This window comes from Bifidobacterium goeldii (assembly GCF_003951095.1).
Classification (GTDB): Bacteria; Actinomycetota; Actinomycetes; order Actinomycetales; family Bifidobacteriaceae; genus Bifidobacterium; species Bifidobacterium goeldii.
Map to the genome: position 1 here is coordinate 222,458 of NZ_QXGL01000002.1, position 14,884 is coordinate 237,341.

The window sequence follows — 14,884 nt, forward strand, 5'->3', positions numbered from 1 at the left end:
TCACTTCTCCTTCGCGTTGTTGTACCAGAACTGCACGAGCGTGACTGCTAGGCAGATGAAGAACAGGGCCAGCGACACGGTCGACGCGTATCCAAAATCAGCGCGTTCGAATGCCACGCGGTACACGTACTGCGCGAGCACGAGCGTGGAGGTGCCCGGGCCGCCGTTGGTCATCACGAGTGTCAGGTCAAGAATCTTGAGCGACGTGATCGTCAACGTCACCGTGGTGAAGAACAGCGTCGGGCGCATGCATGGCACGGTGATATTCCAGAATCGCTGCCATGCGTTCGCACCATCCACTTTCGCAGCCTCGTAGAGTTCTGCAGGAATGGTTTGCAGGCCGGCGAGCAGCAGAATCATAAAGTAGCCAACTTCGCGCCAAGTACCGACGATAATCACTGCGGGCATTGCCCACGTGGTGCTTGAGAGCCAACCGGGTACGTTGTCTGCGCCGACGAACAGGGCGAGGAACTGGTTGATCAGGCCGGCTTTCGGGTCGAACATCATGCTCCACACTTGCGCGACTGCTACGATCGCGGTCACGTAGGGGAAGAATGCGACAGTGCGGAAGAACGCGCGGCCTTTAATCTTCGAGTTGAGCAGCACGGCGAGTCCGAATGCGAGCGCCAACGTGAGCGGAATGTGGATGATCGCGTAGTAGAGCGTGTTGGTGAGCGCGTCCCAGAAGTTTTCGTCAGTAAACAGGCGGCGCCAGTTCCAGATGCCGTTGAATTGCGGGTCACCTAGCGCGCTCCACTTGGTAAACGACGTGTAGAACAGCGTGACGACTGGGATGAGCACGAGCAGAAAGAAACCGATAAAGTTCGGTGCAATAAACAGCAAACCGTTGCGAATATTACGATTGCGCAGTTTGTTGACGTGGCTTGAGTTGTCGCGCGGCGCTGGAATCTGCGCTGCAGCAGAATGTTGATGGTCACTCATAGCGCACCTCCTACTTTCCCTGCTGGCTTGGCAGCAGACCCGTGTTGACGATTGCGTGCGAGGCTTTAGCGAGCGCTTCGTCTGTCGACTTGGTTTCGGACAGAATCGACGATTGTGCCATGTTGAGTTCGTCTTGGATTACCTGCGTGGCTTCACCAACCGGATTCTCCTGCTTGATTACTGACGTGCGGAGTACTTCGCGCGACTGCTTGTCGCTCGGCAATCCCTTCTTTGCGAAGAATGTGTCAAGCGCCGCGTTAGACAGGTATGCAGGCACTGAGCCAGTTTGTGCGGTGACCTTTGCGCCTTCAGGGCCAGCCGCCCACGCTACGAACTCCTTGGCAGCTTTCATTTTGGCGCTCGGCGAGTTTGCAGCCACAGCGAATCCAGTCGGGTCACCATATGTCACCGGCGCTTTGACCGTCGCCTTGCTCAACTGTGGCAGTGCAGCCACTCCCCACTCGAACTTGTCAGCGTCACCACTGGCTTGCTGGTCGGCAAGCGGGCCCATAAACCACGTGCCCATTGGCAGCAGCGCAGCTTTTTGCGTACCAAACTGCGACTGATACGTGGTTTTTGAAGAAGACACGGTGTTGTAGCTCAACGTCAATCCCTCATGCTGCATGGTGAGGAACAGCTTGTACATGGGCTTCAAATAGTCGTAATTGCCGGAGAAGAACAGGTCATTCTGCCCAGCAACGCCGCTCCCCTTGGCTTGCTGTGCGAGCGCGATGGCCTGCGGAATCGCCTGGAATGACGTGTGATGATAGGTCGGGTAAGCGTCCTTGTAACCGGCTGCTGGCAGCTTCTTTTTGAGTTCGCGGCAGATGCGCAGATAATCATCCCACGTCCACGTACCATCGGGCACGTCTACACCGGCCTTGTCGAGCATGGTTTTGTTGTAGTACAGCACGGTGGCGTCTACACGGTACGGTAGCGCGTAGGTTTTGCCATCGATCACGTAATCTTTGGCCACTGCAAGGTTGGAATCATCGCTGTACTTCGCCGCCGCATCGCTCAAATCGGCGAGCGCACCGGGAGACGCGTACGTGTAGTACATCTTCAGGTTTTTCATCGGGAAGACATCGGGCGCTTTGCCTGCGGATAGGTCGGCGATGAGCTGCTTGTCGTAGTCGTCGGCGCTGTATTCTTTGACGTCAATATGGATGTTCGAATGCGTTTTCTCGAAGCCTGTGGCGAGCGCTTGGAATTCCGGGCGGGTGGCGAGTATCCATCCGGCCATGCTGATGGTGACCGTGCCGTCTGCATTGCGCCCATCAGCTGACGTACCGTTTGATCCACAGGCGGCTAACGACAGCGCCGCCGCACATGCACCTACGGCTGCGATGAGGCGTTTCAGCCGCGGCATTGCCTTATTCAGCATGCGATTCCCTTTCTTTTTTCGCTCTTCTGTAGTTCCTTGCATGTCGTTATGCGAGGAGCCCGCGCTGCCTGACACCTGTGTCGAGCACCTCTGTAGCGCGGCAGCATCATACCCCCATACATATTATGCACAGGCTGAAGGATGCTCTGTATGTGCGAGCCGCGCGCAGGGCAGGTGAGTATATGCGCGCTCGCATCTACTCACCTGCCCTGTATATATATGGTTGACGTTCGCTTAAGTTCGCTCGGTCGCTTAGAACAGCGTCTCGTCGTGATCGTCAGCCGGGTGCGGCGTGTACGTGATCTTGAAGTCGTCGTCGGCCGGGGCCTGCGTCAGGTTGATCGCGTAGTCGGACTTGTGGAAGGTGACCGTACCGTATGCGGGGACGGTGACCTTCTGCCAGCGGGCGCCTTCGCCGTTGATTTCGACGGCAGCTTCGATGTCCTTGTCGGTCGGGTTGTACAGGATACCAGCCAAGTCGCCAGTGCGATCGTCCACGAACGCGACGGAGCCGAGGCCGCCGTGGCGACCGTCAGGCGTGCGGTTGGTGGAGGCGATGCGGTGCGAGCCGACGGCCACGTCCTGGCCGAAGTTGCGCAGCATGAAGTATTCGAGGTTGCGCTTGACCTTACCGGTGGTCGAATCGATGGTGATCACACCGCGGCGGCCGGAGGTGCCTGCGTAGCTCGGGAAGCCCTGCTCGTCGAGCGCCATGTTCCACAGGTTGATCAGGCCCATGCCGTTACGCACGAGCCAAGTGCCGATCTCGCCGAACATCACGTGGCTGGCTTCGTCGACGGTTTCGTCGAGCATGCAGCGGCGTTCGGTCATCGCGACCTTCCAGTTCGGGAACTGGCGAGCGCCGTTGTGTACCCACTCAGGCAGGCCGGAGTAGGTGTGGAATGCGACGCCAGCGAAGGCCTGAGCCTGCGCGGGGGTCATGTATTCGCTCACTGGGCGCTGGAAGAAGCGCAGGGAGTCGTCGCCGAAGTAGATTTCTACGTCAGGGAAGGTGCGGTCGAGCGCCGGGCGCAGGTATTCGCTACCCCACTTGGTCAGCTCTTCCGGAGTCCACACGGTGATCGGCCACGGGCAGCCATTGCTCGGCTCGTTCTGCATGGTCACGGCATTGATGCGAATGCCGTACTTGGCGTACGCGGCGATGAACTTGACGAAGTACTGCGCGTACACGTAATCAATAGTGTCCTGATAACGGTAGCCGTTGCCAACATATTCGCCCAAGCGCAGGCGGCCAGCACCAGAGAGCACACCGGAGGTCTTCATCCATGCCGGAGCGGACCATGGGGAGGCCATGACTTTGACGGCCGGGTTGATCGCGAGGATCTCCTGCAGTACAGGGATGACGTTCTTCAAGTCCTTGGTGGCGTCGGGCGCACCAGGCTCACCTTCGCCGATGGAGAAGTACTGCAAGGAAGCATCAGCAGCCACACCTTCCGGCAGATCGTCGTAGGAGTAGTACTTCTGGCTGGAGAAGTCGCATGCGCCGATGGAGATACGAACGGAGGAGAAGCCGCCCTGCGCTGGGTCGAACATCTCAGAGAGAATGGCGTGGCGAGCGGCGTCATTGTGTCGCGCGCGCATGGATACGAATGATCATTTCTCCTTCATAATACACCCAGTTTTGATCACAAATCATTTTTTTAATCTTTTTTTGTCATTTTTGATCACGTAGTGATTATTTGTGATATATTTAGTTTCGTTACTTCAATCGATTCGCACGACGAAGTCCGATGATCATCAAAGGCCCGCCTGCGATGGAGAGAACAAAGGTCACACGGAACCGAGCACCGTTTCGCTCGTCTTCCGACAAAGAAAGGAACATCATGTCGGCTGCAACCGCTGATGCCTCGAACGTCAAGATCGAGGAAAAACCGCCGTTTAAGAAGACCGAACCTATGGCCTATGCCATGGGCGACATCGGTAACGGCTTCTACTTCCAGCTGGTCACCAACTACGCACTGATCTACATGACCGACGCCCTGGGTATTAACCCGCTGTGGGCTGGTTGGATCATCTTCTTCGGCAAGCTGATCTCCGCTTTCACCGATTTCGGCACCGGCGTGTGGGCTGATAACGCTCCGCTTCGCGAAGATGGCCGCTACCACTGGTTCGTGCGCACGCTGCGTTACCCGCTGATGGCCGTCATCATCCTGACGTTCCTGCCGTTCGTCTCCAGCTGGCCGATGGCTGCGCGCGTCGTCTACATGACCGTGATCTACATCGCCGGCGTTGCCTGCTACTCTGCGACTTCCGCTCCGTACGGCTCCTTCGCCTCCGTCTCCACCCCGGTTGTTAAGCACCGTGACGAGATGGCTGCAGGCCGTGGCTTTGGTTCGACCGCTGGCGGCATTATCGTGACCTTCATCCTGCCGCTCGTAATGTACACGACCGTCAAGGATTCCACTGGCGCTGACAAGAAGATCCTCAACGGCCCGGTCCTGATCTGGGTCGCCATCATCTTCGCTATTCTGCTGTGGCTCTGCTACCAGATCACCCTCAAGGGCACTGTTGAGCGTATTCGCGTCGAGAAGACCAAGAACGAGCACGTGCCGCTGGGCAAGGCTTTGAAGTACATGTTCACCAACCGCGCCATGGTCGCTCTGATGCTCGCCGCTCTGCTGCTCATCTTCGCGCAGATGTTCGCCGGCGCTGTGAACTCCTATCTGTACAAGGATTACTTCAACAACACCGCTGCTCTGGCCATCTTGGCTGTCCAGAACGTGCCGGTTCTGATCGTGGCGCCGTTCGTGCCTGCTATCTGCGATAAGTTCGGCAAGAAGCTCGTGTGCGGCATCCTGCTGGTGTTCACCACCGTCGTGTACGTGATCATGTTCTTCATGCACATCACCAACCCGTACGTGTTCGTCGGCATGTCCATCGTCGCCATCTTCGGCAACGGCGTGTTCGGCCTGATGGTCTGGTCCTTCATCACCGACATCATCGATGACATCCAGGTCAAGACTCACACCCGTGAAGACGGCACTGTGTACACCGGCTACATGTTCGCTCGTAAGATCGGCCAGGCTCTCTCCGGCCTGCTGCCTGCAGTCGTGCTTGCTGCTACCGGCTACGTGACCGCTACTTCCGGCCAGGCTGTGGTGCAGTCCGCTTCGACGCTGAACAACATCTACGCTGTTGCAACCCTCGCCCCGGCTATCGGCAACGGCCTGATCGCCCTCATCCTGCTCTTCTTCTACCCGCTGTCTGGCGAGGTCTCCAAGAAGAACGCTGCAATCCTCGAGGAGCGCCGCGCTAAGGGTGAGATGTGATCTGATCCTGCAGATACTGCAGATCGATAACTAACCTCCTGAACTCAAGAAAACCCCGATTACCGCATGAACTGCGGATCGGGGTTTTCTTTTGCTGTGATTTCCGCTTTTGTCTGTTTTTGAGCACATCACATACGTAGATTGTTATATAATCAGTATTGATCAAATACGATCACGCTATTGGTTAATCACTGACTGACTTTTCTCACTAAGGAAGCACCCATGTCGTTCATCTACGCTGCAGCCGCCGCTATGCCACAAACCGCGCAGAACCTCATCAACGTTCTTATCGTGGCCGTAGTCGTTACCGTCGCCGGTATGGCAGCCGACTATCTCATCAAGCGCCGCCGCTAGTACTTGAGTCGTGCTCGGTCAAACGCAGTCATACTCAGTCAATCGCACGCAAACGCCCGTAGGCAATACCGATATGACCGCCTGCGCGCAGTCGCTCCGCTGCCGCACGCTGCAAACCCGTCCGCTGCGGCAATTGGTCAAGCGGTAGGTCAGATCGACCAAAAACAAAGAAATTGCCATCATCTGCATTGGGCGAAGTATGCAGCACCTCGTAATCGCGCGCAAACGCAAGAATGCGCGAGCGCTCCGATAGCATCGTCTTGAGCGCCGGCGAAAGTAGCCACGTTTCAGTCACCATCGGAGCGTTCGCCCATTGGGGGAAATACTGGGCGAAAAACTCGCGCGCAGCACGATATGCGGCGTGCGTATGCACTGAGTCAAGGCTCGCATCAGAGGGAATGTGCACGTGCAAGAGCCGCTCGCCAGGGGTGAACGGGAGCCCCGCAGGTTCACTGGCATACTCAGCCATTTCAAAGTTCAGTGCGCCAATACGGTATTGTTTGCCGCTGGTGTACTGCCAGCACCACCATGCGCGGTCGAAGTTGACGTCATCAAACGCAGCGATACGCTCGCCTATAAACAATGCGATGTTCGCCATGGTCGCGGTGAATATATCGCGACCAATATTGTGCGGCACGTAGATCGCATCCCACGCGCGCAGTGCAGCTTCAAGCGTGACAGCGAGTACGGTGACTGCGTGATTTTCGCCAGCGTCAGCGATCAGCGCTTTGGCAGCAGCTTCAGAGCTCGTATAGTCGATGTTGGTCATCGACTGCGCATAGTGGCGCAGCGCTTCCAACTGCGAGGATGCGGGGTCTTGATATACCGCGTGTAGCGCATCGATTGCGCGCTGCGGCATGTGAATATCTGCGCATAAATGTGCGATCTCATTCCACTGTGAATATTTCCACTGTGAATATTGCGTTCCCACCATCACCGCACCCCTTCCAGCACACCATTCAACCACGCACACTCAAGCGCACACAATAAGCGTACAGCTCAAGGTCATAAGAAGTCTTTGCATTAGGGCACGGCACGGAAAGAATCATGCACCGTGCATGACGTGTAATCACGTTGATTGTGGTGACGCTCCCCCAGTCAGCTACGCTGACAGCCCCCTCAGCCGAGGGGGCCAAGTTGCCACATCCATGTGTACGTGAAGTTTGATAGTTGTATTCCTCCCTAGCCCCCTTGGCTGAGGGGGCTGGCGCGCGTAGCGCGACTGGGGGAGCGTCACCACAATCAGCGTGAGACAAAGACAAATAAGATTGTCGCTCAGCGCCAGCGCTTGAGGGTGTATTCGTAGACGGGGGTGATGCCGACGGAAAGGATCTCGCTGGTCTCCTTTTCGGCAGATTCACTGCGTGCGGCCATTGGCGAGTTCACGTCGACCGTCACACCTTCTTTGATCGGCGTAATGTACAGCGTGAGCGGGCCGGCAGCCAGCTGGCGTGTGAACTCATGCAAGCCGATCTGCCAGACAGCACCGTTCGCAAAATTGTCGTGAATCATGTCACCGTCGAAGAACGCTTGGCCAACATCGCCAACATAATCCACATCCAACCACGCGTTCTTAATACGGCCGCTTTCCAGCGCAGCGATCAGCGATGGCGAAACCGATACAGTCCAGCGCGTCTTCGAACGGCGCACCAGCTCCACGCGCGTATCAAGAGTCGCGGCCGTGCTGCCGGTAACGCTCGAGTCACGCGCGCCACCAACGGCGTACACGCCAAAACCACTATTTTCAATACGGTCGGGCTCCATGCCGCTGCCGGCGAGCGCATCCGCAGGCCATGCCAGCACGTCACTCGCAGCTTCAGTGGTTTCGAAACGCAAACCGTTGTCGTCGGGGATTATGGCTCCCTGCGCGATAATCAGCGCTTGAGCGCCGTCAGGGCGGTCTACAACGAACAGTTTGTCAGCATGCGCGCGGTCGAGCACAATCACCGTTGTGCCGCCCGTTATCGAGAATCGTTCAATACTCGCTGCCGGGTCGCAACAGTACTCGTTGCTGCCCTGCGAGGTCACTACTCCTGGCTCAAATGCAAAACGCACGTCCGGCATGCCTTCAGGCTTGAGGAATACGTACGCTTGCGCGCCGCCTACGGTAGCGATGCGCGTTACCGGCTGTGCGGTGGCTGAGATGAGTCGCGCGCTGCCCATGTTCATATTGAATGGCAGTACGCAGTTTTCGTTTGCAGCAATGCCGATATTGTTGAAGGTTACCGGCTCGGCGCCATCGGAGAATTCGATACGAATGGTCTCTCCGCTGCGCGCTGGCATATCAACATGGTCTTGGAAATTGTCGATGAATACGAAGCCGCTGTGGCCGCTCGCGCGTACGCTCCAACGCAGCGACTGCGTGTCTTTCGGGTCGATGCGATTCTGGCCGGCGGGCAGCATTGGCAGCATTGGCACGAGTTCGCTTTCGAAGCTGTGCGCAAACATGTGCAACGCTTTCAAACGATCATATGATTCGCGGGTTTGTGCAAACTCGCCGAGTGGCGCCTGGAAATCATACTGGATTTTCGGGCACTGGCCTTCGTTGGTAAAGCCGCCGTCACGCTTGGGGTTGGTGCCACCTTTGATGATGTAGTAGCCGAGGAAATTGCAACCGGACGCAGTTTTGATGTTTGCCATCGCGTCCACTGATTTCATCGGCAGAATAAAGCGATAATCGTACGAGCAGAACATGCCGCCGCCCATCTCGCAGCACGCGTATGGGTAGTCTTCGGGCTTGTAATTCGTATCGAACATGTCGTACATGGATGCGGCCATGTCGGTGCTCGAATGGAAGTTCTGGTACTGGTATTCGAGCGTGGCTGGGTGTTCACCGCTGTTCGGGCCGTAGAACAGCCATGGGCGGTACGGGTAGCCACCCCACAGCGGGACCGCACTGTCACCGGTCACGGCATCGCCCCACGCGGTCGCCGTGTAGAACGGTGTATCAAAGCCGTGCTTCAGCGCGAGTTTTTTAAGCGCGTTAATGTAGGCAACACCACTGGAACCGGTGTTCACCCACTCGTTCGCAGCGCCCGTCGTGCACTCCCACGGAGCGGACGAATGCTCATACTCATTGTCAAGTTGCGTGGCGATAATCGGCCCGCCGTCTTTGTACATAAGCCCACGCAACTGGCGGCCGACGTGCGCGTAGTAATCGTCTACGACCTTTAAGAACTCGGGATCGTTTTCGCGCACTTCGAACGGCTGGCCGTACAGCCAATCAGGCAAGCCACCATTGCGCGTCTCGGAATGCACAAACGGCCCAATACGCGCCACACACCACAATCCATGCTTTGCACACAGTTGCACAAAACGGCGCAAATCGCGTTGGCCAGTGAAATCCCACTGTCCGCGTTTCTCCTCGTGGTGAATCCAGTACACGTAGAAGGAGATAACGTTCACGCCCATCATTTTGAGTTTGATGAGCTCATCCTCCCACTGCCATGCTTCAACGCGAGAGAACTCGAACTCACCCATCACCATAAACCGCGGTTTGCCGTCCAACGTCATGAAGTAGTTCGTAAAGCGAATCTCGTGGCCTTGCGGGTCCGTGGCGGCACCGTAGTAGCGTTCGGGAATCCCCTTGAACGATGCGGGATCAGTGTTGATTGCAACAGTGTGCGCGGTCATCAGCGTTCCTTTGTTGGTATGACTGAGCTTGGTGTGTGGTGTATACGCGCGTGAGGCGCGGACAGCATTGCCGCCCGCGCCTCACGTAAACCCAAGGAAGGAAGGGTTTGGGTTGAACCCCGCTGATAGTGCAATCGTGCGCAACCGCGATCGCAGCTCAGCGGGAAGTTCAGTTGCGGCTACTTGTTGACGGTGTAGCCCTGATTGGTGCCGTATTCGACAAGAGCCTTCTGGTAGGAGGCGAGCGCATCCTTCAGCGTGGTCTTGCCCTGGTAGGCGGGGGCGATGTAGTCGCCGTAGACAGCCTGCGCGTGGGCGCTGAATGGCAGGAAGGTGTAGGCGGTCACGTCGAGATCAGCAGCTTCAGAGAGGACCTTGTTGACCTGCTGGCCGCCGAAGTAGTCGTCGGTCTTGTTCTGGAAGTCATCGGATTCGAGGATCTTCTTGAGTGCCGGGAAGGTGCCGGTGTCGGCCATGATCTGTGCGCCGTCGCCGTGGGTCTCGTAGTTGACGAATGCCCAAGCGGCAGCCTTGTTGTTGTTATCACCCTTGGTCGGGATGGTCAGCGCAGAGCCACCATCTTCAGCACCCACCGGGTTGTCAGCATCCCACTGCGGCATTGGGGCGGCCACCCAGTTGCCCTTCTGGTCCGGAGCGCCATTCTCCAGGTTGATCGGCATCCAAGCGCCGATGGCGAGGGAGGCGGTGGTACCGTCGTTCAGGGAGCGGTTCCAATCGTCGGTCCAGTTGCCGATAGAAGTGTTGACCAAGCCTTCGTCGATGAGCTTCTGCTGCAGTTCGATGGCCTTGTCAGCGTTCTTGTCGGTGAAGTCGATGGTCAGGTTCTCACCATCCACGGTGACTGGGTTGGCGCCGGCCTGCCACAGCATGGCGTTGAACTCAGAGTAGCTATCGGTGTTGCCGGAGTTGTTGGTGATGTAGTATTCGTCGCCGAGAGCGTGGATCTTCTTCGCGTCCTCGTAGTACTCATCCCACGTCTTCGGAGCTTCGGTAATGCCGGCCTTCTCGAAGATTGCCTTGTTGTAGAAGAAGACCATTGGGCCTGAATCGATCGGCATACCGTAGGGTTTGTCGTTGATTTGCAGCTTGCCCCATGCGCCTGCGGAGTATTCGTCGGCGAGCTTGTCAGCACCGTATGCGGAGAGATCGTCGATGCTGTTGCCGATGGCGAACTGTGCGACGTCGGTGCCCTGCAGCATGCACACGTCCGGGATACCGTTGCCGGCGGCGACTGCGTTCTGCAGTGCGGTGGCGGTGTCGGATGCGGTACCGGTGCTGGAGTACTTCACCTTGACGTTCGGGTATGCCTTTTCGAAGCCCTTGACGAGCTCATCCATGCCTTCACCCCAGCCCCATACGGTGATGTTGCCGGAAATGTCGTCCTTGTTAGTGGTTGCGGTGTTCGACGAGGTGTTGCTGCTGGAGCCGCAGGCCGCCAGCGGAATCAGCATAGCGGCGGATGCTACCGCGGCGATCGCCTTCACGGAATGCTTCATGATCTGTCTCCTTAATATCCTCCGGCCCGTCCCGTCATTGGGAAGCGCCTTTGCCTCAATGGGCTTGATTATTATGCTACGTGCTGTTTGCTGGTACACCGGTGTAATTCTTGCTCTGCGATATTGAAAAATTGCTTTTGGTACACCGCGATACCACACGCAGGTATCACTCGCCGTCAGTTATCCACAAACACGCCGAAAACTTGAGGCTTCGACCACATTGCCCGTTTTTCAATGGACACAATCGTCAACTTCTCTAATATTTCGATCCATCCAACCTAAAACGTCACAAAAGCACAGCACAACACAACCCATGATCGAAAGTCATGAAACAACACAACCGGAAACTTTACAGATCAGGAGCTCTCCATGGAACACACACCGAACGAAATGTATGACAAACGTCATACATCATGGTACAATCACAATCAAACCAAGAAAACAATCGACATACACCCTCATGCACTCATGGCGCATGAATTAACGAAGGAGCAAATCGAATCCGCTTTCGCGACCCGCATCGCCCCTGCACGGATACGATACCGCGATCACAATGCTGATCCAGCTCGCTGGGCGGCCATTGGTCTCGATCTTCAAGGCAGACCGATCGAGCTGGTCTACATCAAAACCGCAGATCAAGCACCATTGGTCATTCATGCAAACTATCTAACTAAAGGATTTTTCAAAGAATGGAGACAAGCATGACAACGCAACGAGAATATCTTGCCGAAGATGGCACGCCCATTACCAACGATATGGTCGAACGATGGGCGCAGGAGGCCGAAGACGGCTTCCCGAATGCGGTCCTCACCAGAGAGGACGACCCATTCCCTAGCCAAGGAGACATGCGGGCACACACCATCCGCATTCCCAACGAGCTCTGGAAACTCGTGGAAGCCGCAGCACATGCCAAAAAGGTCTCCCCAAGCGAATACACTCGGCAAGCACTCAGCAGCAGCCTCGCCCAATCAGGACTCACACGCGAGCAGCGAATCCTCATTTACGCCCAAGTTCACGGACTTACTCATGATGAGGCAATTAACGAGCTCATAGATAAAGCACTGGCATAACCCATTTGCAGCACAGTCAGTGAGTCACACGACGAGCGAGAGCATCTCCAAACCATTGAATCAGCTGCACGAGCACGATTAATATGACCACAATAACGGCCAAAACGCCGGTTTCATACCGGTTGTAGCCGTATTGAATCGCCATGTCGCCAATGCCGCCGGCGCCAATCGTGCCAACCATCGCCGAGTAGCCGATCAGCGAAATGATTGTCAACACTACACCACGAATAAATGACGGCAACACCTGCGGAAACACTGCGCCGGCGATAATCTGCGTGATGGGCGCGCCCGTGGAAACCGCCGCTTCAAGTAGACCAGGATCAACTTCACTGAACGCGCTCTCCGCAACGCGCGCGAAGAACGGCACCGCTGCGATTGATAGCGATATCGCACCGCCGGTTGGCGTGTATGGATCGCCAATCAACAATTGCACTACGGGGATAAGCACCACCATAAGGATGAGAAACGGCAGCGAGCGAATTGCATTCACCACGAAACCAACAACCACGTTCACCACGCGATTTGGCGTAAATAAACGGTTTTCGGTGATATACAGCAGTAATGCAATTAATGTGCCGAGCACCACGCCGATTATCGTGGCAACAATCACCATATATGCGGTGTCGGCAAGCGCTTTGCCGAGATTGGTACGCAGGATATCAAGTGTAGTGTTCATCGGCGTTCTCCTTCATTGGTAGGCGTCTGCGTCACCGGCACGACCCGCTCCGCGTCACGCTCCGCAGCAGCAGCGAGCGCCGCCCGATCCAACTCCCGGTAGGAAAAGACGTTGTCTTGCAGCGCACGAAGCGCGTTCTGCCGCGCTTCATCTGTTCCGTCCACGGACACTACGAGCGTGCCGATTGCCTGCGTGCCAAAATACTCAACGTTCGCGTGCAGCACGTTCACTGATACATTCCACGTGCGTGCCACTTGGCTGATAAGCGGCTCGAGCGCAGAATCGCCTTTATAGCGCAGTTCAATCAAGTCACCCGCCGGCAAGTCAGGCACAAGCTGCGCCGGAAGCCCGACTCCAAGATAGCGTTCCACAAGTGCGCGAGTCGTAGGATGTTGCGGGTCGCCAAACAGGTCAAACGTATTACCTTGCTCGACAATACGCCCATGTTCCATTACCGCCACACGATCAAAAATGCTTTTCGCCACGTCAAGCTGATGCGTAATGAACACAATAGTGATACCAAGTTCATGGTTGATGCGGCGCAGTAAGTCAAGAATCTCCCCCGCTGTTTCTAAGTCAAGCGCACTCGTCGCCTCATCACACAGGAGGATTTCCGGCTTGTTAGCGAGCGCGCGAGCAATAGAAACGCGCTGACGCTGACCGCCGGAAAGACTAGAGGGGTAGCTGCTCGCCTTAGATTCGAGCCCGACGAGGGCTAGCAGCTCGCTCACTCGCTGTTTCCATTCAGCGCGCGGCCAGCCGCCGGCCCTCAAGGCGAATATGATGTTCTCTTCAACCGTGACATTGCCGATCAGGTTGAATGATTGGAAGATGAATCCGATACGTTTACGAATATCGCGCAGTTCACGCCCGCGCGCCTGTGTGATATCGCGGCCGTCGAGTAGTACGCGACCGCTCGTTGGCCTTTCGAGTAGGTTGATCGTGCGCACGAGCGTGCTTTTACCAGCACCGGAGAAGCCGACTATGCCGAAGATCTCTCCTTGGTTCACGGTGAGATTCACGTTGTTGACGGCCTGAATCGTCCGCTTGCCTTCATGAAACACGACGGATACGTCGTCCAATGTAATAACGCTCATAGCCTACTTCCAAGCGCTCGGCTTGCCGAAATCAGCAAACTCACTGTCTGCAATTGCTTGCTTGAATTCGTCGCTCACCAGCAGGTCCTTGACCTTGGTGGCGAAGTCACCGTTGGCATCCTTGGTGTTAACTACGAACACATTAATCACGCCGTCGTCCTGCTGTTCGGTGGCGATTGCCTCAGCCGGCTTGAGCCCTGCCGCCCACGCGAAGTTGCCCGGCACTAGGCTTACGTCAACACTGTCGAGCGCGCGAGCCAACTGGGCTGCTTCAATGGTTTTAATCACCAAGTGCTTAGGATTATCGGCGATATCGTTAACCGTGGCCTTTGTGGCGTCAACATCGCCCTTAAGCGTCACCAACCCTTGCTGTTCGAGCACACCAAGCGAGCGGGCAAGATTACTGCCATCACTGGCGATAGCCACCGTTGCACCGTCCTGAATTGCATCCACGGAATCGTACGTATTGGAATAGATACCGAGGCCAAGTGTGGGCACTTGCCCAAGCGAAGTGAGATCAAGATTGTTATCAGCGGTGAACTTCTTCAAATAATTGCCGTGCTGGAATAGATCGGCCTGAATGCTACCGGAGGCAAGCGCCTTATTCGGTTGCACGTAATCGTTGAAGAGTTTGGTGGTCAGATTGTAGCCATCATCTTTGAGCAGCGGCGCGATGACTTTGGTGACCATGTCGCCGTACGGCCCCGGGCATACGCCTACGGTGATGCTCACGGGCGAGTTTTTGTCTGGCGCCGCGTTGAGATCAGTGCTCGCGTTCGCGTTGCCGCATGCGGCGAGTGAGACGAGCGCAGTGACCGCCGCGGCAGCCGCAGTGATGCGCTTGATATGAGTGATGATGGTGCGGTTGTTGAAAATTGACATGATAATCCCTTCTCTTTGTTTGTCATGTCTTTTTTGAAT

General features: G+C 56.3%; 13 protein-coding genes. 4 read left to right on the top strand and 9 right to left on the bottom strand.

Features of this window, described 5'->3' with window-relative positions; translation table 11 throughout:
* From D2E25_RS04560 to D2E25_RS04570, 3 genes are all read right to left on the bottom strand, one after another.
* Positions 1-942 carry a carbohydrate ABC transporter permease gene (locus D2E25_RS04560; RefSeq protein WP_125980231.1) on the bottom strand — a complete coding sequence of 314 codons (942 nt, stop codon included), beginning with the start codon at positions 940-942 and terminating at the stop codon, positions 1-3.
* 10 nt (positions 943-952) lie between these two features.
* Positions 953-2,326, bottom strand: a complete 1,374-nt coding sequence (locus tag D2E25_RS04565) for an ABC transporter substrate-binding protein (RefSeq protein ID WP_164514712.1) — start codon at positions 2,324-2,326, stop codon at positions 953-955.
* Between the two features lie 252 nt (positions 2,327-2,578).
* Positions 2,579-3,928, bottom strand: a complete 1,350-nt coding sequence (locus tag D2E25_RS04570; protein ID WP_125980235.1) for a glycoside hydrolase family 30 protein — start codon at positions 3,926-3,928, stop codon at positions 2,579-2,581.
* Between the two features lie 242 nt (positions 3,929-4,170).
* Between D2E25_RS04570 and D2E25_RS04575 the strand changes: the two genes are divergently transcribed.
* Both D2E25_RS04575 and D2E25_RS10785 read left to right on the top strand, forming a co-directional pair.
* Positions 4,171-5,616 (top strand): MFS transporter, encoded by a 1,446-nt coding sequence (locus tag D2E25_RS04575; RefSeq protein WP_164514713.1) that lies wholly within the window; start codon positions 4,171-4,173, stop codon positions 5,614-5,616.
* Positions 5,617-5,838: 222 nt separating this feature from the next.
* Entirely contained in the window at positions 5,839-5,970 is a 132-nt protein-coding gene (locus tag D2E25_RS10785) for a hypothetical protein (RefSeq protein WP_277599947.1), read from the top strand.
* Between the two features lie 34 nt (positions 5,971-6,004).
* On the opposite strand, the gene D2E25_RS04580 is transcribed toward D2E25_RS10785, so the two are convergent.
* The 3 genes from D2E25_RS04580 to D2E25_RS04590 form a co-directional block, all read right to left on the bottom strand.
* Positions 6,005-6,904, bottom strand: a complete 900-nt coding sequence (locus D2E25_RS04580; RefSeq protein WP_125980240.1) for an acyltransferase domain-containing protein — start codon at positions 6,902-6,904, stop codon at positions 6,005-6,007.
* Positions 6,905-7,245: 341 nt separating this feature from the next.
* Positions 7,246-9,603, bottom strand: a complete 2,358-nt coding sequence (locus D2E25_RS04585) for a beta-galactosidase (RefSeq protein WP_125980242.1) — start codon at positions 9,601-9,603, stop codon at positions 7,246-7,248.
* A gap of 179 nt (positions 9,604-9,782) precedes the next feature.
* Entirely contained in the window at positions 9,783-11,120 is a 1,338-nt protein-coding gene (locus D2E25_RS04590) for an ABC transporter substrate-binding protein (RefSeq protein WP_125980244.1), read from the bottom strand.
* A gap of 369 nt (positions 11,121-11,489) precedes the next feature.
* Between D2E25_RS04590 and D2E25_RS10570 the strand changes: the two genes are divergently transcribed.
* Both D2E25_RS10570 and D2E25_RS04600 read left to right on the top strand, forming a co-directional pair.
* Complete coding sequence (locus D2E25_RS10570) at positions 11,490-11,825, top strand: hypothetical protein (RefSeq protein WP_206430733.1); 336 nt, start codon at positions 11,490-11,492, stop codon at positions 11,823-11,825.
* Positions 11,822-12,190, top strand: coding sequence for a ribbon-helix-helix domain-containing protein (locus D2E25_RS04600; protein ID WP_125980247.1), 369 nt, complete (start codon positions 11,822-11,824; stop codon positions 12,188-12,190). Before D2E25_RS10570 ends, D2E25_RS04600 begins: the two co-directional genes overlap by 4 nt.
* Positions 12,191-12,206: 16 nt before the next feature.
* Here the strand turns inward: D2E25_RS04600 and D2E25_RS04605 are convergent, their stop codons facing one another.
* From D2E25_RS04605 to D2E25_RS04615, 3 genes are read right to left on the bottom strand one after another with little or no spacing between them, the layout of a single operon-like run.
* Positions 12,207-12,866 carry a methionine ABC transporter permease gene (locus D2E25_RS04605; RefSeq protein ID WP_125980249.1) on the bottom strand — a complete coding sequence of 220 codons (660 nt, stop codon included), beginning with the start codon at positions 12,864-12,866 and terminating at the stop codon, positions 12,207-12,209.
* Positions 12,863-13,963, bottom strand: a complete 1,101-nt coding sequence (locus D2E25_RS04610; protein ID WP_125980252.1) for a methionine ABC transporter ATP-binding protein — start codon at positions 13,961-13,963, stop codon at positions 12,863-12,865. Before D2E25_RS04610 ends, D2E25_RS04605 begins: the two co-directional genes overlap by 4 nt.
* 3 nt (positions 13,964-13,966) lie before the next feature.
* A complete protein-coding gene (locus D2E25_RS04615; RefSeq protein WP_125980255.1) occupies positions 13,967-14,845 on the bottom strand; it encodes a MetQ/NlpA family ABC transporter substrate-binding protein in 879 nt (292 codons plus the stop codon).
* Between the last annotated feature and the right edge of the window lie 39 nt (positions 14,846-14,884).